Source organism: Lewinella sp. (assembly GCF_050633125.1).
In the GTDB taxonomy this organism is placed as follows: domain Bacteria; phylum Bacteroidota; class Bacteroidia; order Chitinophagales; family Saprospiraceae; genus Lewinella.
In genome coordinates, this window is record NZ_JBOEFX010000102.1 from 73,065 (window position 1) to 98,787 (window position 25,723).

Sequence of the window (25,723 nt, forward strand, 5' to 3'; positions counted from 1 at the left end):
TATCTGCTATCGGGCTCATTCCTGTTTTCTTTTAATCATTTCCGGCCAGTTGATTAATATCTACACCTTCCAAATGCTTTAAATCCTGGTTTGCAGACACTGAATTTATCATCGCCTTACCAAACTTACTGCTAGTTGTAACAGACTTTATTTTTTTTAGCAAAGGATTTAAAGGCTTCATTAGGATATAGATGTATTTATACCAGCTGGCTCCTGAGCTTACTTCTCCTTCAGGGATAAGCGCTCCAAGTCTAAACATGTAAGCATCTTTAAATCCTTTGTTCAGGACATAGTTTTCTGTTTTTCCTTTCACCCTGGCCCACATCGTTTCTCCTTGTTCACTTGAGTCTGTACCCGTGCCAGACACATAATTAAAAACCATTTCAGGATTAGCAGAATGACACGCGTCAGCTAATGACTTTGTGATATCAAAAGTAAACGTGGTAAATTCTGCCTCGCTTTTACCTACAGATGTAACCCCCATGCAGTGAAAGCAAGCGTCAAAGCCTGAAAACTCATCGGCGATTTTACTAAAATCTGTAAAATCGGAATGGATTAATTCTTTAAGTTTTGGATGTGAAATCCCCAGTTCTCTACGATTAACGACAAGAACTTCTTTAACCTTGTCATTCACCAAGCACTCATTGAGTGTTGAACGACCAACCATTCCTGTAGAACCTGTTATTATTACTTTCATTTGAATTGTTTTTTCTTTATAAAATCACTCCATAATCCACCCCCGAATCGCCACCAACAAATCTTCCGCCAGCGGCGAAGCAACTACAGGGGGCGATTCTTGCCTTACCTTTTGCTCATCTTCCGGCTGATAGCCTTTTTGTACCAAGCCCAACATACGCTGCCGCTCGCCCGGACTAAACTGGGCGAACGTTCTCCGCAAGAGCGGCAGGAGAGGTTCCAATTCGTCCAACGGTAAGGCTTGCACCCAGCGGTCGACCAATTGCCACAGCGGCGGATGGTGCAGCAACAACAAACCACTGCCGTTTAAGAAGCCGGCCAGCCAATTGGTGACCTCCATGGGTTCGTTGCCCGGGGAAAGGGCGAAATCCAAACGCTGGCTGGTTTCTTCCAAATCCAGCCTTTCCTGATCGAATAGCAAGCGGGTAGCAAGTCCTTTCAACAGCGGTGCAATACCGGGAATATTGGCCAGTTTCTCTACCGCAGGCCACCAGTGATCATCGAGCAAAGGCAGTGCCAATTGACACAATCCACGGTGAGTCGCCAGAAAATCGCTCAACAATAATTGCGCAGCTTCTTCGTCAATATTCATGGCGGAAGCTGGCAGGGCTGCCGCTAATCTTGGCGCAATTTCTTCTACCAAAATAGCCAGCGCTGTCACATCCGTTTTACGGGCATCGCCGTACTGAATAATTTTGATGAGCGTGGGCAAGCCCGCTAGTAGCTCCTGCACATCTTTGGTCAGCGCTGATCGGTCGCGGAGTAGTTGGGTGACGACGTCTACGGCTGGGCGCAAATCGGCTTTTAGCCCCAACAGGACGGCTTGTGATAATTGCAGGATGTTAGCCGTTGGATCTTGTTGGCGCAGCTTGTTGTCGGCAGCTTCCGGCAGGGAATTGCCCCACATAGCTGCTTCCAGGATGCTCAAGCTAAACTCGGGTTGCCATTGGAGTAGCCAAAGTTCTTTGAAAGCACCGAGGTCGTTGGCGCTTACTTCTTGCTGGTGTCCCCAGCTAATATCAAGAATTTGTAAAGAATGCAGTAATTGGCTTTTTTGCAAATCATTGTCTTCCCGAAGGTCGATGCCCCCGCGCGGATTGGTTTTGGTTCCTTTGAGCCATTTTTCGCCAGTGATGCCCCAGTACTTGGTCAGGCGGGTTGTCTTTAAGCGTTGGGTGAGGTCTTTCTGAAGCGGAACGACAGAAGCATTCTCGGGCACTTGACCCACTTTTTCGCCCAGCATCAATACCTTTTCAATCAACTGTAGCCGCTCCTCGGATCCATGACAAAGAATACTGAGTGCGGCGGAATGCAAATCACCCAAATTGGGAATACGTTGCCCGCGCATACCCGCTAGTGTGTACGCCAGGTGCACGGCCTCCTGGGCATGTGCTGGCGAGGTATCCAAGCCTTCTTTGCGCAGCAGTTGGGCGGCCTTTACCATCCAGTGAATCGTCGCTTCCCGGTTGTAATCGTAAAGCAATTCATACCAGGCGGGTGATTTTACACCTGCGCCATAGCCGTTTTCCCGCGAAAGGCGGGGATAGCTCCAGGGAATCCAGGCGGCTTTTACCTTTACTTTCGGCAAACCACGGAGCACTTGGGTGTCGGCTGCTACTTTATACCTTGCCACATCGAGCAATGCCGGGCTATGCCATGCGCCACAAACGATAGCGACACGTTCGTAACCAGCGCGCATTGCTTTGCGGAGCGCTTTACGCATGAAAGCTTCTCGCAACAGTGTTTCTCGACTATTCTGGTGGGCTTCCGAGCGCAGCGTTGCGATGAGTTCATTGATGGCACTGAACAAAGCGAAGTCATCTGTTTCTTGTTCGAAAGTAAGGTCCCACCATTGTTCTCGATCAGTAAAACCAGCCAAACGAGCGACTTCCCCCAATGGGTCGCGTTGCCATGGATCGGCGACTTTTTCGCCAACTTCCAGTTGTTTTTGCTCTTTAAGTGCAAGCTGCGTGCCTACTGGTAAGTCTATAGCTTCGGAGGCGACGCCCGCCCTCGCAGCCCAGCGTAGTGCCTGCCATTCCGGTGAAAACCGGGCAAAAGGGTAATAATAAGCTTGCTGGATATTGTTTTGGTCATAGACCACCAATGCTATCGGAGGCTCCAGGGCCAGGTGCCCCATCTGTTCCAGTTCCTTCTGTGCATCAGCCGGGAACTCGACAAGTAGGCAGTCGGGTTGCCAACGCTCCAATGCTTGTAACAAACGCCGAGCAGAACCGGGGCCGTGATGGCGAATACCGAAAACTTGTAAGGAAGGTTTATTTTTAGACATTCAAATAGCTGATGAAGCTATCATAGCGCTCGCGCAGGCTGTCAAAGTATTCTACCTCGTTAAAGGTTGCTTTGATGACGAAATCGAAACGCTCAAAAGAAGCCAGAATATTGGTGATGTTTTGTTTGTTAACCTTGAGGGTCACTTCAATGCGGGGAGATTCCTGGAAGGTTTGCACATGAGCGCTCAGGATAACCGCATTTTCCGACTCGACGATCCGAGCCAACTGCGCCAGCGAATAATCCTGACGAACCATTTCCAACACGATAATGCCACCAGGTTCGCGGAAGGTGCCGTTCTCGGCAAAGTGGCGGAGCAAATCTTCGGCGGTAATGAGGCCAGCGTAGTGCCGTTTTTCATCAACAACAGGAATGGCGGTTAGTTGATGGTCAGCTACGAGCCGGATAATATCATAAAGATGATCTTTGGTACGCACAAAAGGGTGTTGCAAACTAAGGTTGTAACCGCCTACAGCTGCCTCTGCATCATTGTCAAGAATGTCATCTTCTGATAACAACCCCAGTAATTCATGCTGATTAACGATAGGCAGATGACGAACATAAAACTCGTTCATAATGCCTAGGGCTTCTTCCCCTGTATCAGAAGTACGGAGAGGAATAATAATGTCGGAGATAAGTTGTTCAGCAGTCATGTTCGTTGGGAGATTAAGCTTTTAACGCAATAGCTTTTCTTTTTGTACTTGAAATTCTTCTTCCGTCAACAATCCCTTTTCTTTGAGTTTTGCCAATTTTTGGAGTTGATCAAGTAAATCGCTCTGGGGAGCCTGCTTTGGAGCAGTCTGCTTATCCAATAGATTCTCCTGAGGAGTCTTTAGTTGCTTGGCAAGTCGAAAACCATTGGCTTCAAACGGTAAAAACTCAGGTTGAATCCGTAAAAAAGCGAGGTGGTCACGGGTTTTAATAACTTCCGTATCATCAAACCCAAGGGCTACGGCCCGGTCGAGGTGATAAAACGCTTTGTCTTTGTGTTCCATCAAGGAATGAGCACAAGCGAGGTTGAAATGAACCGCAATATTTTTAGGGTCGATTTTTAGTGCCTTGTTGAAATCGATAATAGCTCCCTCGTAATCGTAGTCTTTAAATTTGGCCTTTCCCTCTTTAAGGTGCGGGTTCTTTTTGGGAGACGAACTGCGCTTGGGAGCTACTTGCTCGTATCGACGACTATTACGATCTTCATAACGTTGGTTTCGGTTTTGTTTACGTCGTTCATTGCGGTTTTTGAACGAGCCCTGATTTCCTTCAAGGTGCTTGTTGTATTTTGCATTAAAAGCTCCTTGATCCATCGAAAAAAGGGCTATCGCGTCAATCAAGCCGATAAACAGAAAGAACCATAAGCCGGTAACAAGGAAGATGGGGAGTAATATTATATAGCCGATGCCCAATCCTACCTGCCCAAGGTAAAATCGGTGCAATCCCATGTAGCCTGCAACCAGGGCCAGAATACCGGCCACTGTTTTATTTTTCATAATAATTTATCGTGCACTGTTAATCATATCGGTACGTGCTGTGCAAGATGTAGAAAAAATCTACATTACCCAAATAGGAAGCCGACATATTCGATAGATCTAGCCAAGGGGTAGACCAAGAAGAGGTAGTGCTATTTTATTTCCTTCTGTTCTACGGCATTAACAAATAAAATGTTACCAATGTTGCTGTAACCCATAAAAACATCTTTGCCATTGTGTTTTACGGCTTCTTCTCTGAAACCAAGAATGGTCAGGTCTGCATCTCGTGATTTTTCATTGACAATACTGACGGTATCCAGATTGGGGTTCCGCGCAATGATTTGGATGTTTTGAGTAGATATTGGTAGCTGCCCGGCCTCAATCAATTGGTATAAATGTTGGCGTTCAACTTCACAGGTGTCTTGAGGGTAGAGCGCAAATATTTTTATTTCTGCTTCTCCCCAATCTTTATGCCCAAGTAAGACGTAAGCCAGCAAAATCATCAAGTTGGCGTTGTCGAAATCTTTACTGGTAAGCCAAATATGGATATCTTTCTTAAGACCAAATCCTCGCTCAGAACTCGCCAGTATAGCCACGTCAAAGTCAACAGAACGAATGAGTTTGAAGTTATCAACAATATCTTCCAGGTCGGTAGGTGCGTGCTTCGAAAACTCTAACAGTAGCAGGTTGTTTTCGGTGCCGGCAATCCCAGGTAATTGGATAACCTGAGCAACACTAGAGGTGTAGGATGGGCTGATGAGGGTATCTACATAAATATTACTGGAACTGGCCTCTCCCATCCGGATGAGGCGCTCTTTGATATCTTTTGCTTCCTGGTTGGTTTGCCGAGACAAGTAGCCTTTGATCTGGTGAATGTAAGTACCAAAACCATACTTCTGAGCAATCCAACGAAGCATATCGAATGCCCCCAGTCGTTGGAAAGAATCACTGGTAAGGGCTACGGCAGAAGGTCGCCAGTTCCCCTTTTCTTTATCAGCTTTTTGCAAAAACACCTGAAGCCTTCTACTCAATTGAAAAATTACTCCCTGGAAAATTACAGCAATACTCCTTTTGTCGGGGTTAAAAGAGGAGATCAGGAAATACAAGCCAATAATAAAAACAACAGCTAATAAAGCGTACGTCGTATTCATGAAAAACATCAAACCAAAACAAGCAATGGCACCAAACAAGGAGATGAACCACTTGGAGCGAAACTTGGGCCGGTAACTCGGGTCGGCTGCAAAGTGGTTTAAAAAAGAAATCAAACATAGCGACCCGTAAGTAACCATAAAAAACATCGAAATAACTTCTGCGACACTATCAATCGCCCCCATAGAAATAAAAATGAGCGCGATGACTACCGTGATGACAGAAGCATTGTAGGGCTCGTCGTTTTTACCTTTACCTACCGATATCCAGCGGTTGAGTGCTGGTGTGGGGAATATTTTGTCTCGGGCAATCGCCTGCAAAGTACGTGGTGCAACCATGATAGATCCGAGTGCGGAAGAAATCGTTGCAGCAGCTAACCCTACCGGAATAAGCCACCACCCTTGAATGGCAATATCAGCCATCACCAACTTGGAGGTGTCGGCTAAATCCTCAGGACTTGCAGAGACCGCTAATTTATAAGCAATCAAAAAGTAGACGAACATACCGCCAATAGTAGCTGCCAGTGTTCCAAGGGGAATAGAACGACCAGGGTCGCGTAAATCTCCAGAAAGCCCTACTCCCGCTGTCATACCCGTAAAGGCAGGAAATATGATGGCAAATACGGTAAAGAAACCAAGAGAAAGCCCTTGGGAATTAGGGGCTGCTGGAGTCGTTTGGTTCCTGATTACAGGAACTTCTTTAAACATACTAGCGCTGTCTTCTACCACAGGAGGAGGGAGAGCGATAACCGTCGTATCATCATTTGTTGCGGTATTGTAAACGGTCGCCAGCGGGTCAAATCGGTTATTGGCTTCATAATCAGTAGTTCCTGCAAAAAAAGCAATCATACTAATCGCCAGTGTTGCTACAACGACGTAAAGCGCTTTTACACCCAGGTCTGCACCTTTAGTCAATACAATCATTGTGAGTATCAGGAGCGCGGGTACACTGATGAGTTGTTTTTGTTCTAACAGCCATATTCCCCACGCTGGAATCTGAAAACTAGTGATTAGCCAGTCAATACCTGTGCTGAAAGCCTCTGTAAAAGCCATGATATAAAACGCTACACTGATAGCTTGAGAGAGGTATAGCGCTAGCCCAATAGTAGACCCAATGACCAGCCCAAAAGAGCGAGAAATAATGTAATACTCTCCTCCACCTTCTACTTTTTGGTTAGTGGCTATTTCTGCGATAGCCATTGCGGTGGGGATAGTTACAGCATGACCAATGAAGATAATAGCGAGCGTACCAACAAAACCTACGCTACCTACGGCGAAGCCAAAGCGTAAAAACATGATGGCTCCAAGAATGGTAGAAATGGCCGTAAAAAATACTGGCCCTGTACCGAATTTTTGCTTTAACTGATCATTCATTATGGCAAGGTAATGATATGTGTGATTCTTTTTAAATCAAAGCTTTGAAGCTTGATTGTAAACCAATATCTAATCTACGTTTTTATATTAGCGTAACACTTAGCAATAAAAAAAGAAATGAAAAAATCAACGCGCGTAGCAGTTATAGGAGCGGGCTGTTCTGGTATTACGGCAGTGAAAAACCTGTTACAAGCAGGTATAAAAGATGTGGTTTGTTACGAACAAAATGCTGAAGTTGGGGGGAATTGGATTTACTCACCACAGCTTTCTCACTCTAGTGTGTGTGAAACAACACATATTATTTCTTCGAAAACACTGTCTGCTTATGTAGATTATCCGATGCCGGAAGATTACCCCGATTACCCTTCTCACGAACAGGTGTTGGCTTATTTTCAGTCCTATGCTCGGCACTTTAATCTATATCCTCATATTCAATTTAATAGTAGGATCACGGAGGCTGTACTTTTGGAAAACCAGCAATGGAAGCTGCAAATCAATGGAGAAGAAACCCAGATTTTCGATTTTTTGCTGGTTGCAAATGGTCACCACAATGTACCCCGTCACCCTGAAGGAGTAGAAGAAGCGTTTTCTGGCGAATACTTACACGCTCATGCATATAAAACCAATGAGCCTTTTAAAGACAAGCGGGTTTTAGTCATCGGTTCCGGCAATTCTGGCTGTGATTGTGCCGTAGAGATTAGCCGTGTGGCTAAGCAATCAGCGATCAGTATCCGCCGGGCACAATACATCATTCCGAAGTTTTTTTTGGGCAAACCCACAGACACCTTTAATAAAATTATTACCTACCTGCCCAAGCCGTTGGGCAACCTGATACGAAGCCTTACGCTGAAGTTGATGGTCGGGAATTACGAGAGCTATAACCTTCCAAAGCCAGATTTTCCGGTCACAGCAGCTCACCCTACACTCAATTCAGAGTTATTGTACAAAATTCGCCATGGGAAAGTGCATCCCCGTTCAGGGATAACAAAAATTGAAGGCAAAGAAATTACTTTCAATGATGGTAAAAAAGAGGAGTACGACACGGTCTTAGCGGCAACGGGTTATAAAATAACGCTACCGTTTTTCAAAAAAGACTTTATCAATTACGAAGAGGCTGATCGCGTTCCACTCTACCTGCGTATGTTTCATCAAGACTATCCCAGCTTGGTCTTTATTGGCTTGTTTCAGCCACAAGGCGCTATTTGGCCACTCAGTGATTTACAGGCAAAGTTGGCAGCGAACTATATTATGGAGCGTTGGCAAAGACCAGCAGACCTTGGAGCATTGGCAGAAAAAGACAGTGATTTTATAGCTAAAGAATTTACACGCAACCAGCGGCATACCATCGAAGTACACTATCAGCGTTTTCGCAAGCAGCTTTTACGGCAAATCCCCACATCAGCTCCAGACTGGACCGGGCAAAAAAAAGCTGTGCTCCATAACGCATGAACACAGCAAAAAGGGCTACAGTATAGGATAAAAGCTTAAAGCATCGTCAAGTTTAGCTCGACTTATTTCTTATAATGCAAAGAACGTTAGAGGATGTGAAGTAAAGATTAAACACAGATTAAGTATTACCTATCTTAAAAAGGGCCAGTATATTGTTTGAGAAACAATATGCTGGCCCTGAAGTAAATCTATTCATACACACAAAAGAATAGTGTAAAGAATGGAAAAATGAATACAGCAAGAAATCAAGGATTAACACTACAAAGATGCAGTGAGTGGGTGAAGCCAGCCTTAAGGGAAGATTAACTTTAGTTTAAACTTAGAACAGTATGCTGACCAAAGGAAAGTTGGTCTAACTCCTGCCAGCTACCAGCAAAGACATTGAAATCAACATAGCCATTGATACCCATGATTTTGCCTCGGTTGCCGTATTGCCAAAACTGCCATTCGCGGCCACAGGCCAGTACGGGTTTTTCCTCACTGTAACGCGCTATCCAGAGCGGATACTCATCAAAATGGCCAGCAAGGTGTTTGTTGTAAAATTTGAGATTGGTATAGAGAATGGGGCGCACGCCGTAATATTCATAAATCGTATCCAACCATGTCTTTAAGGAAACAAGAAGTAGTGCAGGGTGGCTGTCGTCTAGTACCTCAATGTCTAAAACAGGGGGCATATCGCCATCTTGTAGTTCTACCTGGTCGATAAAATGCTGAGCCTGTGCTAGTGGATCGGTGGTGGGGCGAAAAAAATGATAAGCACCACGGCGCAGACCCGCCTCTCGAATTGCCGCCCAGTTTTCTTGGAAAAGGGTATCTAAATGCGTGGACCCTTCCGTCGCTTTTACAAAAGCAAAATGAATATCTTGCTGAGCAACCTGTGGCCAATCGATAGCCAATTGATAACGAGAAACATCAATACCTTGAATAGCAAAATCTACCCTGCGAACGGTGTCACCCTGGCAGGCAACCAGAATAAAAACAATAGTAATAATTGGAAGTAGTGACCTTAACACGAGTAGATAATTGAAGAATGTTTTTTATTGAATTCGCCCTCCATTAATCCAATAACGCTCAATATTACGGAAAAGATGCCTTTAGATTGGTTCTTTTTCCCGTTTATTATTTGGTGGCGATCAAAAGGAGAGATGCTGTATACTGGCCGACTTATTTAGAATAATACTAAGCCAGCGATTGTACCTTTGCAGCGTCATTAACTAATTTCTAGAACCGTATTATGCCCAATTTACGCCAGCTTTTTCTTGCACACGTTGCCCAAACCAGTGATTTCCCCCTCGGCCTTGAGATTGCCTCAAGCGAAGGTATGTATCTCTACGACAGACAAGGCAAGGCTTATTTAGACCTGATTGCAGGCATTGGCGTGAGCAGCCTCGGCCATCGGCACCCCAAGGTCGTTAATGCAGCTAAGGCTCAATTGGATAAATACCTGCATACCATTGTCTATGGTGAGTTTGTCCTTGCTCCGCAGGTACAATTGGCCAGCCTGATCGCCAAACAACTTCCGGCTCCGCTAGACAGTGTTTACTTTACCAATAGTGGCACCGAAGCTACAGAAGGCGCCATGAAGTTAGCCAAGCGCTATACTGGCCGGCACGAGTTTGTCTCCGCTACGCATTCCTACCACGGTAGCTCTCAGGGAGCTGCCAGTTTGATGTGGCCCAAAGATTTTACCCAGGCTTTTCACCCCTTATTGCCAGGAATAAAACATATCGAGTTTAACTCCGACGCTTGCTTGTCCAAAATTACGACCAAAACGGCAGCTGTAATCCTGGAGACCGTCCAGGCAGAGTGGGGACTGCGCCGCCCGCGCAAAGCTTGGTTGCAGGCCGTTCGACAGCGCTGCAACGAAGTCGGGGCACTCCTGATTCTCGATGAAATACAAGCCGGCTACGGTCGTACCGGTACCCTCTGGGCTTTTGAGCAATACGGAGTCGTTCCCGATATACTTCTGATCGCTAAAGGCATGGGGGGCGGCATGCCCATCGGGGCTTTTGTTGCGCCCAAAGCCATAATGCACACCCTGGCCAGCGACCCTATCCTTGGTCACATTACTACCTTTGGCGGCCACCCTGTTTCCACGGCTGCCGGGCTGGCTACCTTGCAAGCTATCCTCGAAGAAAACCTGATTGCCCAAGTGCCTGCAAAAGAGCAATTGTTTTTAGAACTATTGCAGCACCCCCGTATTGTAGAGGTGCGTAGCGCCGGACTGTGGCTCGCTGTTGAGCTGGCCAGCTTCAACGAGGTGCAAACCGTTATCAAGCACTGCCTCGAAAATGGGCTGATCACCGATTGGTTTCTCTTCAATGACCGGAGTCTGCGCATCGCCCCGCCGTTGATCATTACCGAAGAAGAGATTCGTAAAGCTTGTGCAATTGTATTAAAAGGAATTGAGCAGTTGTGATATACGAACTCAGTAGCAGAGGTAATAGATCCGGCACTAAGTGGTTTGGGACATTTTCACTTAGTAACGGGTATAGCTTTATGGGCCCTCCCCCGCAGTGGCGGGGGCGTTACGTTACGTAGCTCGCTACTCGCTCGGCCCTCAGGAAACCTGAGGTCTGGCCCTTTCAGGGCCACTACTTCACATCACTAGGCCGAGAACAGGATTGTTGACATAAAACTCTGTGTAAACGAGTATTTTTTAGAATAAAGGCTAGTGAAGAAAACAAAAACAAGGTGCTATTGATAAAGATAGCAGGAGTCCTTTTTCTTTTATTAGGTTCGATATCTCTAATAGAGGGGCTGATATAAAATGCGCCCTTATGTTTTTCATATTAATTAAGACCTTCTACATATCTCCTGCCGCTGTAAATAAACCAAAAGACATACCGCCAGAGCCCGGAACTATTCTTACTTTTGCGGTCTTTAAACTTATGACTTTACATTAATGCTGGCCACAAAATTGTCAGCAGCAAAAATATAACTCATGTATCGTACACACAATTGCGGCGAACTCCGCATGTCTGATGTAGGACAAGAAGTAACCCTTAGCGGCTGGGTACAGGTAGGCCGCGATTTCGGAGCCCTTACTTTTGTCGATTTACGAGATCGCTATGGTATCACCCAATTGGTATTTGATAGTGAGGATGATGCAGCTTTGTGTGAGCAAGCCCGTAAGCTGGGCCGTGAGTTTGTAATTACGGCCAGCGGCCTGGTGCGCGAGCGTACCAACAAAAATGCTAACCGAAGCACCGGCGACATTGAGATCGAAGTAAAGTCGATGTCTATCCTGAACAGCTCTAAAGTTCCTCCTTTTACCATTGAAGAAGAAACAGACGGTGGCGACGACCTGCGGATGAAGTATCGTTACCTCGACTTGCGTCGCAGGCCACTGCAGAGTAATATCATCTTCCGGAGCAAGCTGGCCCTGGAGACCCGAAAATTCCTCGATAGCCAAAATTTCGTAGAGGTAGAAACGCCTTTCCTGATCAAAAGTACACCAGAAGGTGCCCGCGATTTTGTGGTGCCTAGCCGGATGAATCAGGGAGAGTTTTATGCTTTGCCACAGAGCCCGCAAACCTTCAAGCAGATCTTGATGGTCGGTGGCTTTGATCGCTATTTCCAGATCGTTAAGTGTTTCCGTGACGAAGACCTTCGGGCAGACCGCCAGCCGGAATTTACGCAGATTGACTGCGAGATGGCCTTTGTAACCCAAGAAGAGGTACTTGCCACTTTTGAAGGGCTTACCAAGCACTTATTCAAGCACACACTGGGCGTAGATTTACCTGATTTCCCACACATGACTTACGATGAAGCCATGCGTCGTTATGGAATCGACAAGCCAGATGTCCGCTTTGATATGGAACTGACGGACCTCAATGACGTTGCTCAAAATAAAGGCTTCGCTATTTTCGATAGTGCGGAGTTGGTGGTAGGTATCTGTGCCAAAGGACAGGCGGGTTACTCGCGTAAGCAGTTGGATGCCCTAACCAAGTGGGTCAAGCGCCCACAGATTGGTGCCAAAGGCTTGGTATACGTCAAGTGCAACGAGGATGGAACGTTCAAGTCATCTGTTGATAAGTTCTACAGCCAAGAAGACCTGAAGGCATGGGCTGATAAATTCGGTGCGGAAGCCGGAGATCTACTCCTTGTTCTCAGCGGTGAAGAAGAGAAAACGCGCAAACAAATGGGAGAGCTCCGCCTGGAAATGGGCCGCGAGTTGAACCTGATGACGCCGGGTGTTTTCAAGCCTTTATGGGTAGTAGATTTCCCACTCTTGGAGTGGGACGAAGATGCAGAGCGTTTTCACGCAATGCACCACCCTTTCACCAGCCCAAAGAAAGCAGACATGGAGCGCATGCTCAATGGTGACCACGAAACCATGAAAGCCTTGCGTGCTGATGCTTACGATCTAGTTATCAATGGTTCGGAAATTGGTGGTGGTTCTATTCGTATCCACGACCGGGCGCTACAGGAGAAAAACTTCAAGCTACTTGGGTTTACCCAGGAAGAGGCCGAAGAACAGTTTGGCTTCTTGATGGGCGCCTTCGAATATGGTGCTCCTCCTCACGGAGGTATTGCCTTTGGCTTCGATCGTTTGTGTGCTGTTATGAACGGACAAAGTTCTATCCGCGACTTCATCGCCTTCCCGAAAAACAATCAGGGGCGCGATATGATGATCGATGCACCTTCCGGTGTAGCCAAAGAGCAGTTAGATGAACTGGGCTTGGCGCTAAACTTGAAAGAGAAAGCTTAGTAGAAGCTAAGCTGATTAGTATTAAAAAACCCGTGATTTCACTAATAGAAATCACGGGTTTTCGTTTTTAACGATAAGTTTTGCAGTTGGTCAGCACGGATTTTGATGATAATCAAAATTTGGAATGACTCATGTTAGTACCAAGCCTGATCTTTAGATTTTCAGGATGCATGGTAAATGCAAATCCCTCCTTTACCTCTTCTGGTTTGCCCATCAAAGAAATATCAAAATTACAACACAAGGCCGAGACAACGGCCACCATTTCATAAGTCGCCAAATGCTTGCCGGGGCAAAATCGAGGTCCACCTCCAAAAGCACGAATCAGCTCTGGCGTGTGTTGGTAATGAGCTGGGCAGCCACCTTTAACCTTTGTCAGAAACCTGTAGCAAAGGTAGCTGCTTAGGCATGGATGGTAAATTCATCCTGGTCTGGTAAAAAAGCTAGTTTCTCTCGAAAGTTTGTTTGCTCCTCTTTTCTAATTACAAACTGTTCTACCATTTCTCGGGGAGGGAGATGGTGCCGGATTTTTCCATCGTAATCTATCAGGCAGGAGTCGCCGGCGTAATAGGCGCCATTCCCATCTGTTCCTACCCGATTAAGGCCAATGGTGTACACTTGGTTTTCGATGGCTCTTGCTTGCAGAAGTGTGCGCCAAGCCAGGCCTCGCTTATCAGGAAAATTGGCAACATATAATAAGAGGTCATAATCAGATTTGTTGCGGCTCCAGACAGGAAAACGTAGATCATAACAGATCAGTGGCATGATTTTCCACCCCTTGTATGTAACAAGGAGCTGGTCTTGCCCAGGCGTATAGACTTTTTCTTCTCCAGCAAGAGTAAAAAGGTGGCGTTTATCATAGCTAAGTATTTCCCCTTCTGGAAATACCCACAATAAACGATTGTAATAATTGCCGTTTTCCTCAATGATAATACTCCCTGTAATCGCAACCTGCAAGTCAGCAGCTTGTTGCCGAAGCCACGTGACCGTCTCTCCCTCCATGGTTTCGGCAAGCTTGGACGGCTCCATACTGAATCCCGTCGTGAACATCTCTGGTAAGACAACTAGGTCTGTGTCAGGGGCAATGGACTGTAGAAGGTGGGTGAATTTCCTACGATTATCTGGTGCTCTTTCCCAGACAAGATCAGCTTGCAGTAATGCTATTTTTAAATGTTCCATATCTCCTGTGTTCTACCAACAAAAAAGCGAGCATACCTTTAATGGGGTATACTCGCTTTTGATATTTTGTGCCATTAACTGGCATATATATGTCTAAGCATCTGTAGCGGCAGCAGCTTTCTTCTCTGCAGTCGCAGCAGAACGAAGTGCACGAGGTACTTCAATGATACCTACAGGAGCTCCAGCAGGGCTCATGATCTCTACTCCGTCAACAGGATTGATATCACGAACACGAATAGATTGTCCTAGCTCTAAAGAAGAGATATTGACCGTTAATTCGTTAACCATCTTCTCAGGAGTGGTCTTAACTTTGATCCGACGCATCAAACGAAGTAACTTACCACCAGCACGCATACCAGGAGCAGTACCTTCAAAACGTACAGGAATCTCGAGTTTTACAGAATGGCCATCTACCAACTTAAGAAAATCCAAGTGGACGATATCGTCAGTAACAGCATCAAACTGAATATCTTTGATAATAGCACGGTGAGTGGTACCGTCTATTTCTACCTCAGCTACTTTGAACTTAGGCGTATAGATAAGTGACTTAACAGCTTTTTGCGTAGTTGCAAAATGGATAGTCTTGTCTTTGCTGTAGAGTACAGCAGGGACTTGTCCAGCATTACGAATCGCTTTGGTAGATTTTTTACCAACGTCCGTTCTTATTTGTCCTGAAACAGTTACTGCTTCCATGATAGTTATTCTTTTCAATTAACGGCCTTCGTAATGAGAGGCTCCAAAAAGGCACGCAAAGATAGGTAAATCCTAGAAAGTGTGTTAGTTATAGCATACTTTTTTTAAAAAATCCTTACTGCTCTACAAATAATGCTGAAATCGAGCGGTGTTCGTGGGTATTTCGAATAGCTCTCGCAAAGAGTTTAGCTGTAGAAAGTACCTTGATTCTGCTTGATTCTTGTGTTAATGGAATGGTATCACAAACCAATAGTTCTTCTAACACAGAGTTCTCTACATTTTCATAAGCCTTACCACTGAGTACAGGGTGGGTACACAGTGCACGCACGCTTTTGGCACCTTTCTTCATAATAATATCTGCTGCCCGGCAAAGCGTTCCTGCTGTATCAACCAAGTCGTCTACCAGAATAACATCGGCATCTTTTACTTCACCAATGACGGTCATCTCAGCAATTTCATTAGCACGCTTGCGGTATTTGTCACAAATAACGAGCGGGCGATTGAAATGCTTGGCGTAAGTTCTGGCTCTTTTTACTCCTCCAACATCAGGGGATGCAAAAATGACATTGGTCAAATCAAGGTTTTCCTGAAGGTAAGGCAGATAAATAGCCTCGCTCTTTAGGTGATCTACAGGAATATCAAAAAATCCCTGAATCTGGTCGGCGTGCAAATCCATCGTCATGATACGATCAGCACCAGCAGCTTGCAGTAAATTGGCAATAAGTTTTGCTGAGATCGGCACCCGTGGCTTGTCTTTACGATCTTGGCGAGCGTAACCAAAGTAAGGGATCACAGCCGTAATGTAACCGGCAGAAGCTCGCTTAGCAGCATCAATAGCCAATAGAAGCTCTATCAGATTTTCGTGCGGCTGGCAAGTAGAGGTGATAAAGAAAACGAAACCACCGCGCACCGATTCATTGATTACAGGCTGCATCTCGCCATCACTGAAACGTTTGATGATAAGGTCACCCAATGGCTGGCCATAATAATCGGCGATTTTTTCGCCAAGGTAACGGGAGTTGGTAGTGGTAAGGATTTTTACGTCAACCATCGTGTTAAATTGAGGCTCGTGATTTTTTGCTGAATTCAATCTCATAGCTATAGGTGTACCTGAACAATAAAAAGAGGCACCAATCACTAGAAAAAAGTGTGGCACTTGTAGATTATCAAAGCTGTATTCAGGGAACTACCCGCAAAGGTAGGAATAATAAGAGCGTTCACGAGGAATTACTTGATAAAATGCTTCAACATCGTAATTTCCTGAGTAGTCAGATAGCGGAAATAAGAACGAGGCAGGTCTTTCTTGGTTAACCCCGCCAAATAAGGGCGATCTAGCTTGACAACCTGGTAGCCCAGGTGTTCGAAAATTCGACGAACAATACGGTTGCGCCCCAGATGGATTTCGAGACTGACCACCTCTTTGTTGTCGGGTTGAAGATAATTGACCCAATCTACACTCACAGGGCCGTCTTCCAGGGTTAATCCTGCCGCAATTTTTTCCAAATCTTCAGGGGAGACAGGCTTGTCTAAAGTGGCTTCATAAACCTTGGGCACTTCATGGCTGGGGTGCATCATTTTTTTAGCCAGCTGGCCATCATTGGTCAGGAGTAAAAGGCCTGTAGTATCTTTATCCAAGCGACCCACCGGATAGATACGCTGCTTAACGGCACCCGCCAGCACATCCATAACGGTTTTGCGACCGTGTTCATCGGATAAAGTGGTGATCACACCGCTGGGTTTATTCAGCAGGATATATACGAGTTCTTCTTCTGGCTGTATCTCTTTTCCACGAAAAGTGACAACATCTCCTTCCTGAATCTGATAAGCCGGGTTGATTTCCAGCACATCGTTGACCTTCACCAGGCCGTCTTTTACGTACTCGCCTGCCTGCCTACGGCTACAGATACCGCTGTGGGCAATATACTTGTTCAGCCGCATACCGATAATCTCGGCCGGGTCACGCTGTATCTTTGGTGCAGGACCTGCATTACGGGCACGACTTTGTCGAAAACGAGGATTATTACCAGGACCCTTACTCATAGTTATTAGCTTGTTGGGGCAAAGATACGTTCTTGAAAGGACAGTTGATCTATACTTCGGCAAGCTTAGATTTGTCAAAAATTGACAACGCTATTTTTTTGACTAGTAAGGCAAAAAAACGTAGCCATAGCCTGAGCTCAGGCGAGGCTTTTTAACGCAGCTAGCCGAGAAAAGAGCAAGACAAAATTCACAAATTTAGGGTTGGCGAAGTATAACCGCTAATAAATCAGCATCACATCGCCAGAAAGACTGGTTTTTCCACCATTTTCCTGTCCTGTATCGTATTCCAGCGACCATAAAAAGACGCCTTGGTCTGCTATTTTGTTTTTCACCTTTCCATCCCAAGCTTCATCAGGGTTCTCTGTTTGGAAAACAAGCTGCCCCCAACGATCAAAAACTTGAAACTGGTAACTTATAGCTGGCCACGGGCTATTGATAAAAGGCCGGAGTTGGTCATTGACACCATCCAGGTTGGGCGAAAAAGCGTTGGGTACGAAAATCTTTGTTTCACAAGCCAGTAATTCCGCTTGCAAGGTCATCGGGAAAGCAAAGCAAGAAGTGGTCGCCCAAATCTCGTAAACAGCAGAGTTGTCTAATATACGAGTAGCCCCCGAGTAGCCATCCGCCCAGTCGAACGAGAGGTCGTTGCGCAGTACTTCAGGCGTGTAATCAAGGAGGTTGATGTTGGCGGGGCCTTCATCTGTACAAATTACGATGTTCTCAGCAATGCTTTCCGGCATTTCTTCTGTATACATCACTGCGCTGCAAAACTCATCAATAGAAATATTCAAGGTGATAGGAATGGTTATGCAAGGTAGTATCATGTCTACCTGATAAACACCTGGTCTGCGAATTACCCTTCGGGCCAAGGTGCAGCCATCTTCCCAAAGGAAGCTTGCGTAATCGAAATAAATATTGGAGACGACGCCTTGCAAATCTACCCACCCGCCATTGTCGCAAATGTTTCTGTCTGCTTCGATTTCTGTCGGCATTTCTGCCAATTGTACGGCATCCAGGCTGTAGCCAAACAGATAAACAGCACCAGGCTCCCCTTCTGCTACACAACCATTGTTGGCGGGTACTTGAAAGTTGCTACCCATAACACCGATATGTGTTTCGCCGCCAGAAGCAATAAAACAATTGGAAAAAAGATACCACTGGTTATTATAGAAATTTTCTTCTACCGTCGAAGTAGAATCGACTAAAACGAGATTGGCATTTGAGGAGATCCCCGTCGTTACATCCAGGATGTCACTTTCTCTGCGGACCTGAATTTTTTCCGACCCAACATATACTTCCATAAAACGAGGAGGTAGCGTCTGGCAAGCATTACCGGGATGCTGGCCCGCAATTCTTTCATTTTGAAAAAGTGCTGCCATCTGAAAAAAGTAAGGAACACCGGCCTGTAGAGGTTCCGTCAATTCAATACCTACCCCCTCAGAGGCAATATAACCGTTACGCGTCATCACGCCTTCCAGCGAAATATACCCTACGCCGGAGTAGGCCTCTGTAGCTGGGTTAATAAAAAACACGGATTCCGCAATGGCAGGATCCAACGGACAATCCTCGTGGAGCCAGTAAGCGTCGGCACCACTACAAGCATACCAGGTGGCAGTTTCCGTGATACTATTAATGTTATTGGTAGGGCAATCAATGATTTCAAAATCACCGTTAGGAACCAGGTTCTGAGCGTTAATCGTGAAGGCTAAAGTGAACAACAATAAGGTATACAGCCAGTATTTCATTAGAAAACGGTATTGGGAGATTACTCAACCAATAAAGGTAGTATCTTTTGGGTGCTAATACACGATCATTTTTTGCCATTGCTGAAGACCTTTGCTGTCTCGAATATTAACGAGGTAAGTTCCTTTTTGTAAGGAGATAGGGTTACTCATTAGCGCTATTGATTTACCCGACCATACTAATTGGCCATTAGCCAAATAGATGCTGACAGGAAGTGATGTACCTGTATCCCCTATGCGTAAGGGGTATCCTTGGCGAATAGGATTAGGGAAGATGGAAATAGCTTTTTGGGTAATTACATCCCCTGTTGGCGTTAGGGTCTCTGAAACCTGAGCCGCAATAGAAAGGCAATTACGAGGGTCGTCATTTTCGTAACTACAGCCACTCGTCTCATCCCGACTATAAAGCACTTCTTCATTGGTATTCAAGCACTCCACGTAAACGTAGTTTTCACAAACATCATCGACAGAGGAAACACAATCCAGGCCTTTAAAGGGATGGGTAATGTCACCAATACCTTCTACCCAAACCGTTTGGTAATAATCATAATAGGAAAAAACATCATCAGGGTCACCTATTTCGTAACCCACACTAAGATAACGTCGCTCTACCCCGCCGTAGCAGCGCGTACCTGTTTCCGTTACATGGTAAGTAATGCGGTTGTCGCTCAAAGCGGATTCGTCATAAATATCAACACTGTCACCGACACTAAGAGAAAAGTCGTACAACAAATATTCAGATTGGTTGCAATCCAGTGTTTTGCGGAAATAGATCTGTTCGCCGCTGTTACGATAATAGCCTCTTAAAAAAGGAGTAGGATAGTATTCTCTTTGGACAAAAATGGGAACCCAAGTTGTGCTACAACTATCAATAGCCGTTTCCGTATACCAAACGTTATGATTGAGCACATTTTCCTGTAGAAAGTGATCTAACACTTGCCATACAGGATTTTGGGTAGCTGTAGGAAAACTGTTTTGTGCTTCAAGAATAAGACCATTTGAGAAGAAAAGGACGAGTAAGAGAGCGTAACGGTATATCATGATTTTGGGATTTTGAGCGCCTAACTCAAAATTAAGAATATTTTATAATTTGTTCAATCTCAGAGAGGAGTAAACGCTAAATTTGGCATCCACCCAACCTATTCCCCTTTCCCTTGTTTCCAAACCGTATCTTTACATTTTCAAATTAACACAGGCCATTCTTAGTGGGGAATTTAGAAGACTTACTCCAACGGTACCGAAATGATGATCGTTTAAAGCAACTGCTCACTGCACTGGGTGGCGGGGCGGAAGGTGACCAGCCACGCATACAGCTTACAGGACTGCGAGGTAGCCTGAGTAGCTTCGTGATCAGTGCCGCGTATAAAGAAGCTAACCAGCATCACTTGGTCGTTGCAAATGATAAGGAAGAAGCGGCCTATTTGCAAAATACGGTAGCTGGCCTTTTGGAGCCGAAGCCCGTCCGATTTTTCCCTGATTCGTTTAAGCGTCCGTTGTATTTTGATGTATTAGAGACCAATCACGTTCTCCAACGTACCGAAACGGTCAATAACCTCTCGCAATCCAAGGCAAAAGGCGAAATTGTCGTCACTTACCCGGAAGCACTTTTTGAAAAAGTCGTTGCGCCGGAGGTGCTCAATGCCAACCGGATCAACATTGTCGTTGGTGAATTGGTGGATGTGAATACGATGATAGAGCTATTGACGGAATACGGCTTTAGTCGCGAAGATTTTGTCTACGAACCAGGGCAGTTTAGTATCCGTGGAGGAATCATCGATATCTTTTCTTATGGTAATGATTATCCCTATCGAATCGAGCTTTTTGATGAAGAAGTAGAGACCATCCGTACCTTCAACCCACTGGATCAGCTATCGGTACGCACGATCAAGCAAGTCTCGATTGTGCCAAACATCAATACCAAATTTAGCCAAGATCAGAAGGTTCCTTTGTTTCAGGTATTACCGCCAAATACGGTTATCTGGATTGCGGATTTACAATTGCTACTGGATAGGCNNCTGCAAGCTTGTTTTGAAAAAGCGGAAGAATTTGCGAAATCCATTACGATTCTTGATGAAGGCGATTTGGCCGAAATTTTCCGAGATCGAGCGTTTATCCACCCAGGCGAAGTAGTGGCTGATGTGGCTGATCATCCGATCATTCTATTTACAGACCACACCCAACCGATTCCCGTTCAGCAAAAGATACATTTTGATGCACGCCCGCAACCCAGTTTTAATAAGAATTTTGACCTGCTGATCAAAGACCTGCATAGTAATACAGGTGAACGGCGCGAAAATTTTCTTTTTACTGATAACCCTAAGCAGATAGAACGATTTTATGCCATTTTCAATGATTTGAATGCGCATGTGCAGTTCCATCCCATCATTAAAGCAGTCCACGAAGGGTTTGTAGATATAGATTTAGGGGTAGCGTGTTATACGGATCACCAGATATTTGAACGTTTCCACCGCTACAAACTCAAGCGCGGTTTTACCAAAGACCAGGCACTGAACCTCAAAATGCTGCGGGAGCTGGAGCCGGGAGACTTTGTGGTGCATATCGATCACGGTATTGGGCGTTTCAGTGGCTTGGAAAAATTGGATGTAAACGGCAAGAGTCAGGAATCGGTACGTATTGTTTACAAAAACAATGACCTGCTTTATGTGGGGATCAACTCCCTGCATAAGCTTTCCCGTCATTCGGGTAAAGACAGTGCGCCACCTCGCCTNNGCGCGCACCAAGAAGAAAGTTAAAGACATTGCAGCATCGCTGATTAAGCTTTACGCAAAACGTAAGGCCAGTCCCGGGTTTGCGTTTCCACAAGATGGCTATCTGCAGAATGAACTTGAGGCCAGCTTCATGTACGAAGATACGCCCGACCAGTTTACGGCCACACAGGATGTGAAAGAGGATATGATGAAGGCCTACCCCATGGATCGCCTGATCTGTGGCGATGTGGGTTTCGGTAAAACTGAAATTGCGGTAAGAGCAGCATTTAAAGCCGTGGTCGGCGGCAAGCAAGTAGCCATTTTGGTTCCAACGACCATCCTTGCCTTGCAACATTATCGAACGTTCAAAGAACGATTGGAAGAATTTGGTGCGAACGTTGATTACGTCAACCGTTTCCGAACCACCGCCGAGCGCAACAAGGTTTTCAAGGCTACCGAAGCTGGTGAAGTTGATGTATTGATAGGCACGCACGCCTTACTCAATAAAAAACTCAAGTTCAAAGATCTTGGTCTTTTGGTTATTGATGAAGAACAAAAGTTTGGTGTTGCTGCCAAAGAAAAACTTCGTAGCATCAAGGTCAATGTCGATACGCTGACCTTAACAGCAACGCCTATTCCACGGACACTTCAGTTTAGTCTGCTCTCTGCTCGTGATTTGTCGATCATCAGAACGGCCCCGCCAAATCGTCGACCTATTCACACGGAAGTGAGGGTTTTCAAAGAGGAAATGATAAAAGACGCGATCTACTATGAAGTACAACGTGGTGGGCAGGTCTTTTTTGTTCACAACAGGGTCAAAAGCTTGGCCGATATGGGTGCTTTGATACGCCGACTGTGCCCTGATGTAGATATAGCGGTAGCCCACGGGCAAATGGAACCCAAAGAGCTGGAACGGGTACTGATCGACTTTATCGACCGTCGCCACGAGGTGCTCATTTGTACAAATATTATCGAAACAGGATTGGATATTCCGAATGCGAATACCATGATCATCAACAATGCTCACCAATTTGGACTCAGTGATTTGCACCAGCTGCGAGGCCGGGTAGGGCGTTCCAATCAGAAGGCTTTCTGTTACTTGATGGGCCCGCCTATGAGCGTACTCACGCCGGAAGCACGCCGTCGTTTGCGAACATTGGAAGAATTCAACGAGCTCGGTAGCGGGTTCAATATCGCCATGCGCGACCTCGATATACGTGGTGCAGGTAATTTGTTGGGCGGTGAGCAAAGTGGTTTCATCTCAGATATTGGCTACGAAACCTACCAGCGCGTGCTGGACGATGCCGTGCGGGAATTGAAAGAAAAAGAATTCCAAGACCTCTTCCGAGAAGATTTGGAGAAAAAGAACGACTTCGTCCGTGATGTCCAGATCGATACGGATGTGGAGATGTTGATTCCGGATGCTTACATCACTAACATCCAGGAGCGACTAAATCTCTACACCAAGCTGGATGCCATTGAGACAGAGGAAGAGTTGACCAAGTTTGCCGCCTCGCTTCGAGATCGTTTCGGTCCCGTTCCGTCACAGGTCGATGAATTGTTCGATGGTCTGCGCTTGCGCTGGGAATGTAAGAAGCTCGGTTTTGAGCGAATCATTCTTAAGGGAGGCAAACTACGCGCCTACTTTGTAGAAGACCCGCAGAGCATTTATTTCGAAACCAAGCGCTTCAATAATATACTGCAACTGATCACCACTGAAGGTAAGCTACGAGGTCTCAATCTCAAGCAAGCTGCTCGTTACCTTATCATGAGCAAACAGAACGTAAACACCCTGAGCGAAGCCAAGGATGTACTACAAGGTATTCTGAAGAAAGTGGAAGCCACCGAAGCGCAAGGCTAGTATTAAGGGGGGCGACCTGTGTCGGGTGTCGGGTGTCGGGTGTCGGGTAAATTCATGAATTTACCTTATACTGTCTGCTTCTTATAATTCCTGATATGATTCAAAAAAGGAACCTCACTTTGGTGTCTTAAGTGGTTCAAAAAAACTATTGATTCAAGGTTTTCTCCACCTCTTCCCGCTCTTCCGGCGAATTGGCATTTAGTAAAACATGAGGATTTGGAGCATCCAATAGTTTAATATCCGAGTTGATGAGCACCTTGCGCGGGCAACTGTATCCTTGGGTGAGGAACTGTAACAAAACCGGGTAAGCACGCGGTTCCCATATCGTGACCAGCGGATCGGGCCAGCCCGTTTCTGGATTGTGGAAAGCCGTCGCTAATTTTGAAGGATCACGATGCTGGAGCAAAAATTTCAAGGCTTCTTGGTCGAGTAAAGGGAGGTCGCAAGCTACTACCAGCCATGCCGCTTCTGGCTGTTTGCGAAAAGCGGAAAGTATAGCACCATAAGGCCCAAGGCCCGTAAAAGTATCCCGAATAACGGCCGTTTCTTCCGGCGCTTCTTGTCCTTCCCGCAAAGAATAATAAACCGCTTGACAAATACCGCTGAGCTGTTGTGCAAGATGCTCCCGCTGAGGTAGCTCATGGTAAGTAATTTGCCCTTTATCGATGCCCATGCGCTGGCTTTTACCACCTGCCAAAACGAGCCCATTGATCGGGGCGCGTGCTGCTGTCAGTTGAGCACGGAGCCACTGGATGATGCCATTGATATCGCCAAGGGGCATCATGAATGGTCGTTGCTCCCCAAGGTGTTCCAATAGGAAATCGTAAGGTTTTTCCTGCCCGGGAGTGGTCAGAATAAGCGCAACATCCGTCAGGCGATCCAGTTTTCGGCTGAGGCTTTCTTCCTTCTTTGGGTCGAGAATGACGATCTGCTTTTTAGCTAAAAAGTGGTTGCCATTGACGAGCACCCCATCCACCGCATTGAAAAGCGGGCGGCGGTGAAATTTATTCAAATCATCAGTCAGATCATAGCGATGATAATTGATCTTATCGGTATACACCAGCGCACTGCCGCTTACGGGCATGGTCTCCGCTTGGTCACCTGCAGCGTGATCGGCATCCACGTAAGCGAGGCGATAGTGCATCTGTAAAGCCTCAATGAGTTTAGCGCTCAGCTGCTGAATCGTGCCACATGGAGCACCAATAAATCCCCATTCGCTACGGTGGAATTCGCCGTAAGCAGGACGTGTAAGTTTGGCGTGTTTTTGGTGAGTTTTGGGCATGATCTAAGCAGATTGATAATCAGACTTCCCTCCCGTCTTCTCCAACAAGCGGGTAGATTTTATCACAATATCGTGGCTGAAAGCTTTACACATATCGTAGATCGTCAGTGCAGCTACACTGGCACCGGTGAGGGCTTCCATTTCTACACCGGTTTTGCCGGAAAGGCGAGCAGTACAAGTAATAACAACTTCCTTCGCGTCATTAATATTAATATCAACGCCCACTTTTTCCAAAGCCAAAGGATGGCAGAGCGGGATCAGTTCGCTGGTCTTTTTGGCACCCATGATTCCGGCTAATATAGCTGTCTGAAAAACAGGACCTTTCTTGGTTTGAATATCCTTGTTTTCGAGCTTGCTCATGATTTCGTCTCCGAGAACGACGATGGCTTGTGCTACTGCTGTACGGCGCGTAACATTCTTGTTGCCAACATCGACCATGGATGGATTACCAGCAGCATCAAGGTGGGTGAAAGAGGACATGTATTGGAAAGAATTAGAGCCAGGGGAATAATTTACTGATAACAACTATACCAAGCAAAGGGTGCTCAAACTGATCGTTTAAGGTAAAGGTTTTGCGTTGTTGATAGGCATCATTTGCTGGTATTGCATAATGGTGTAAGGCTTGTTTTGACAAATCCACCAGCCAAAATTCTTTGATACCAAACCGGGCATAGAGAGGAGCCTTAATCTCTTGGTCTTTTTGGAGAGAGGAGTCTGCAACTTCAATCAGGAATTCAATATCGTCAGGGCCGGGAAGGTGACTGGCATAGAAATCTGCACGCCGCTTAACGACCGCAATATCTGGTTCTGGTTCAGAATGATCATCCATTTTTATAGGGTCCTGTACCCTGATAATGAAATCGGATCGTAGTTGCTGGCTCAACCAATCATTCAAAAAACTAACACAAGCGGCATGGAATTTTCCTACAGGACTCATTTTTACAATTTGACCGTGAAGTAATTCGACGTGAGCGTCTTCTTCTATAATTCCTGCTGTTACCATTTGCTGAAACTCTGAAACCGTCCATTTATAAAGGTCGGTCAGAGCGACGGTTGTTTGTTTCATTAGCAATGTCTTTATTCCT

21 protein-coding genes and 1 pseudogene are annotated in these 25,723 nt (G+C 45.8%); 6 read left to right on the plus strand and 16 right to left on the minus strand.

Annotation, left to right across the window (positions count from 1 at the left end; all coding sequences use genetic code 11):
* Positions 1-31: 31 nt before the first annotated feature.
* From ACRBG0_RS21135 to ACRBG0_RS21155, 5 genes are all read right to left on the minus strand, one after another.
* Complete coding sequence (locus ACRBG0_RS21135; protein ID WP_431488839.1) at positions 32-697, minus strand: NAD-dependent epimerase/dehydratase family protein; 666 nt, start codon at positions 695-697, stop codon at positions 32-34.
* A gap of 24 nt (positions 698-721) precedes the next feature.
* Entirely contained in the window at positions 722-2,986 is a 2,265-nt protein-coding gene (locus ACRBG0_RS21140; protein WP_431488840.1) for a DUF5682 family protein, read from the minus strand.
* Positions 2,979-3,638 (minus strand): CBS domain-containing protein, encoded by a 660-nt coding sequence (locus ACRBG0_RS21145; RefSeq protein WP_431488841.1) that lies wholly within the window; start codon positions 3,636-3,638, stop codon positions 2,979-2,981. The genes ACRBG0_RS21140 and ACRBG0_RS21145 overlap by 8 nt, the downstream gene beginning before the upstream one ends.
* 21 nt (positions 3,639-3,659) lie before the next feature.
* Positions 3,660-4,472: a TPR end-of-group domain-containing protein gene (locus ACRBG0_RS21150; protein ID WP_431488842.1), complete on the minus strand. Its 813-nt coding sequence runs from the start codon at positions 4,470-4,472 to the stop codon at positions 3,660-3,662.
* Between the two features lie 131 nt (positions 4,473-4,603).
* Positions 4,604-6,973 carry an amino acid permease gene (locus ACRBG0_RS21155; RefSeq protein ID WP_431488843.1) on the minus strand — a complete coding sequence of 790 codons (2,370 nt, stop codon included), beginning with the start codon at positions 6,971-6,973 and terminating at the stop codon, positions 4,604-4,606.
* Between the two features lie 117 nt (positions 6,974-7,090).
* Here ACRBG0_RS21155 and ACRBG0_RS21160 point away from each other — a divergent pair, with 117 nt between their 5' ends.
* Positions 7,091-8,422 (plus strand): flavin-containing monooxygenase, encoded by a 1,332-nt coding sequence (locus tag ACRBG0_RS21160; RefSeq protein WP_431488844.1) that lies wholly within the window; start codon positions 7,091-7,093, stop codon positions 8,420-8,422.
* 308 nt (positions 8,423-8,730) lie between these two features.
* On the opposite strand, the gene ACRBG0_RS21165 is transcribed toward ACRBG0_RS21160, so the two are convergent.
* Positions 8,731-9,435 carry a glycoside hydrolase family 25 protein gene (locus ACRBG0_RS21165; protein WP_431488845.1) on the minus strand — a complete coding sequence of 235 codons (705 nt, stop codon included), beginning with the start codon at positions 9,433-9,435 and terminating at the stop codon, positions 8,731-8,733.
* A gap of 221 nt (positions 9,436-9,656) precedes the next feature.
* On the opposite strand from ACRBG0_RS21165, the gene ACRBG0_RS21170 reads away from it, so the two are divergent.
* Entirely contained in the window at positions 9,657-10,841 is a 1,185-nt protein-coding gene (locus tag ACRBG0_RS21170; protein ID WP_431488846.1) for an aspartate aminotransferase family protein, read from the plus strand.
* Positions 10,842-11,366: 525 nt separating this feature from the next.
* Positions 11,367-13,136 carry an aspartate--tRNA ligase gene (aspS, locus tag ACRBG0_RS21175; protein ID WP_431488847.1) on the plus strand — a complete coding sequence of 590 codons (1,770 nt, stop codon included), beginning with the start codon at positions 11,367-11,369 and terminating at the stop codon, positions 13,134-13,136.
* A 112-nt stretch (positions 13,137-13,248) separates the two neighbouring features.
* On the opposite strand, the gene ACRBG0_RS21180 is transcribed toward aspS, so the two are convergent.
* The 7 genes from ACRBG0_RS21180 to ACRBG0_RS21210 form a co-directional block, all read right to left on the minus strand.
* Positions 13,249-13,554 (minus strand): cytochrome P450, encoded by a 306-nt coding sequence (locus tag ACRBG0_RS21180; protein WP_431488875.1) that lies wholly within the window; start codon positions 13,552-13,554, stop codon positions 13,249-13,251.
* Positions 13,536-14,312 (minus strand): amidohydrolase, encoded by a 777-nt coding sequence (locus ACRBG0_RS21185; protein WP_431488848.1) that lies wholly within the window; start codon positions 14,310-14,312, stop codon positions 13,536-13,538. The genes ACRBG0_RS21180 and ACRBG0_RS21185 overlap by 19 nt, the downstream gene beginning before the upstream one ends.
* 93 nt (positions 14,313-14,405) lie before the next feature.
* Positions 14,406-15,005, minus strand: coding sequence for a 50S ribosomal protein L25 (locus ACRBG0_RS21190; protein ID WP_431488849.1), 600 nt, complete (start codon positions 15,003-15,005; stop codon positions 14,406-14,408).
* 115 nt (positions 15,006-15,120) lie between these two features.
* Positions 15,121-16,056, minus strand: a complete 936-nt coding sequence (locus ACRBG0_RS21195) for a ribose-phosphate pyrophosphokinase (RefSeq protein WP_431488876.1) — start codon at positions 16,054-16,056, stop codon at positions 15,121-15,123.
* A gap of 176 nt (positions 16,057-16,232) precedes the next feature.
* Positions 16,233-17,045 (minus strand): pseudouridine synthase, encoded by an 813-nt coding sequence (locus ACRBG0_RS21200; RefSeq protein WP_431488850.1) that lies wholly within the window; start codon positions 17,043-17,045, stop codon positions 16,233-16,235.
* Positions 17,046-17,263: 218 nt separating this feature from the next.
* Entirely contained in the window at positions 17,264-18,790 is a 1,527-nt protein-coding gene (locus ACRBG0_RS21205) for a gliding motility-associated C-terminal domain-containing protein (protein WP_431488851.1), read from the minus strand.
* A 54-nt stretch (positions 18,791-18,844) separates the two neighbouring features.
* Complete coding sequence (locus tag ACRBG0_RS21210; RefSeq protein WP_431488852.1) at positions 18,845-19,828, minus strand: T9SS type A sorting domain-containing protein; 984 nt, start codon at positions 19,826-19,828, stop codon at positions 18,845-18,847.
* Between the two features lie 647 nt (positions 19,829-20,475).
* Here ACRBG0_RS21210 and ACRBG0_RS21215 point away from each other — a divergent pair.
* From ACRBG0_RS21215 to ACRBG0_RS21225, 3 genes and pseudogenes are all read left to right on the plus strand, one after another.
* On the plus strand, positions 20,476-20,800 hold a 325-nt coding region (locus ACRBG0_RS21215), incomplete at its 3' end, for a hypothetical protein (RefSeq protein WP_431488877.1).
* A gap of 506 nt (positions 20,801-21,306) precedes the next feature.
* Positions 21,307-21,515: CarD family transcriptional regulator (locus tag ACRBG0_RS21220; RefSeq protein ID WP_431488878.1), on the plus strand; the 209-nt coding region annotated here is incomplete at its 3' end.
* A 2-nt stretch (positions 21,516-21,517) separates the two neighbouring features.
* Positions 21,518-23,356, plus strand: a pseudogene (locus tag ACRBG0_RS21225) (TRCF domain-containing protein); the annotation flags it as partial.
* Between the two features lie 145 nt (positions 23,357-23,501).
* On the opposite strand, the gene ACRBG0_RS21230 reads toward ACRBG0_RS21225, so the two are convergent.
* The 3 genes from ACRBG0_RS21230 to ACRBG0_RS21240 are packed head-to-tail and all read right to left on the minus strand — an operon-like array spanning position 23,502 to position 25,704.
* Positions 23,502-24,638, minus strand: a complete 1,137-nt coding sequence (locus ACRBG0_RS21230; protein ID WP_431488853.1) for an NTP transferase domain-containing protein — start codon at positions 24,636-24,638, stop codon at positions 23,502-23,504.
* Positions 24,639-24,641: 3 nt separating this feature from the next.
* Positions 24,642-25,118 carry a cyclic pyranopterin monophosphate synthase MoaC gene (moaC, locus tag ACRBG0_RS21235; RefSeq protein ID WP_431488854.1) on the minus strand — a complete coding sequence of 159 codons (477 nt, stop codon included), beginning with the start codon at positions 25,116-25,118 and terminating at the stop codon, positions 24,642-24,644.
* 13 nt (positions 25,119-25,131) lie between these two features.
* Entirely contained in the window at positions 25,132-25,704 is a 573-nt protein-coding gene (locus tag ACRBG0_RS21240; RefSeq protein WP_431488855.1) for a Uma2 family endonuclease, read from the minus strand.
* Positions 25,705-25,723: the final 19 nt, after the last annotated feature.

What these genes read in the sequence shown, in the direction of transcription:
- ACRBG0_RS21135 (WP_431488839.1), bottom strand. Translation starts at nt 697, where the DNA reads ATGAAAGTAATAATAACAGGTTCTACAGGAATGGTTGGTCGTTCAACA.
- ACRBG0_RS21140 (WP_431488840.1), bottom strand. Translation starts at nt 2,986, where the DNA reads ATGTCTAAAAATAAACCTTCCTTACAAGTTTTCGGTATTCGCCATCAC.
- ACRBG0_RS21145 (WP_431488841.1), bottom strand. Translation starts at nt 3,638, where the DNA reads ATGACTGCTGAACAACTTATCTCCGACATTATTATTCCTCTCCGTACT.
- ACRBG0_RS21150 (WP_431488842.1), bottom strand. Translation starts at nt 4,472, where the DNA reads ATGAAAAATAAAACAGTGGCCGGTATTCTGGCCCTGGTTGCAGGCTAC.
- ACRBG0_RS21155 (WP_431488843.1), bottom strand. Translation starts at nt 6,973, where the DNA reads ATGAATGATCAGTTAAAGCAAAAATTCGGTACAGGGCCAGTATTTTTT.
- ACRBG0_RS21160 (WP_431488844.1), top strand. Translation starts at nt 7,091, where the DNA reads ATGAAAAAATCAACGCGCGTAGCAGTTATAGGAGCGGGCTGTTCTGGT.
- ACRBG0_RS21170 (WP_431488846.1), top strand. Translation starts at nt 9,657, where the DNA reads ATGCCCAATTTACGCCAGCTTTTTCTTGCACACGTTGCCCAAACCAGT.
- aspS (WP_431488847.1), top strand. Translation starts at nt 11,367, where the DNA reads ATGTATCGTACACACAATTGCGGCGAACTCCGCATGTCTGATGTAGGA.
- ACRBG0_RS21185 (WP_431488848.1), bottom strand. Translation starts at nt 14,312, where the DNA reads ATGGAACATTTAAAAATAGCATTACTGCAAGCTGATCTTGTCTGGGAA.
- ACRBG0_RS21190 (WP_431488849.1), bottom strand. Translation starts at nt 15,005, where the DNA reads ATGGAAGCAGTAACTGTTTCAGGACAAATAAGAACGGACGTTGGTAAA.
- ACRBG0_RS21195 (WP_431488876.1), bottom strand. Translation starts at nt 16,056, where the DNA reads ATGGTTGACGTAAAAATCCTTACCACTACCAACTCCCGTTACCTTGGC.
- ACRBG0_RS21200 (WP_431488850.1), bottom strand. Translation starts at nt 17,045, where the DNA reads ATGAGTAAGGGTCCTGGTAATAATCCTCGTTTTCGACAAAGTCGTGCC.
- ACRBG0_RS21205 (WP_431488851.1), bottom strand. Translation starts at nt 18,790, where the DNA reads ATGAAATACTGGCTGTATACCTTATTGTTGTTCACTTTAGCCTTCACG.
- ACRBG0_RS21210 (WP_431488852.1), bottom strand. Translation starts at nt 19,828, where the DNA reads ATGATATACCGTTACGCTCTCTTACTCGTCCTTTTCTTCTCAAATGGT.
- ACRBG0_RS21230 (WP_431488853.1), bottom strand. Translation starts at nt 24,638, where the DNA reads ATGCCCAAAACTCACCAAAAACACGCCAAACTTACACGTCCTGCTTAC.
- moaC (WP_431488854.1), bottom strand. Translation starts at nt 25,118, where the DNA reads ATGTCCTCTTTCACCCACCTTGATGCTGCTGGTAATCCATCCATGGTC.
- ACRBG0_RS21240 (WP_431488855.1), bottom strand. Translation starts at nt 25,704, where the DNA reads ATGAAACAAACAACCGTCGCTCTGACCGACCTTTATAAATGGACGGTT.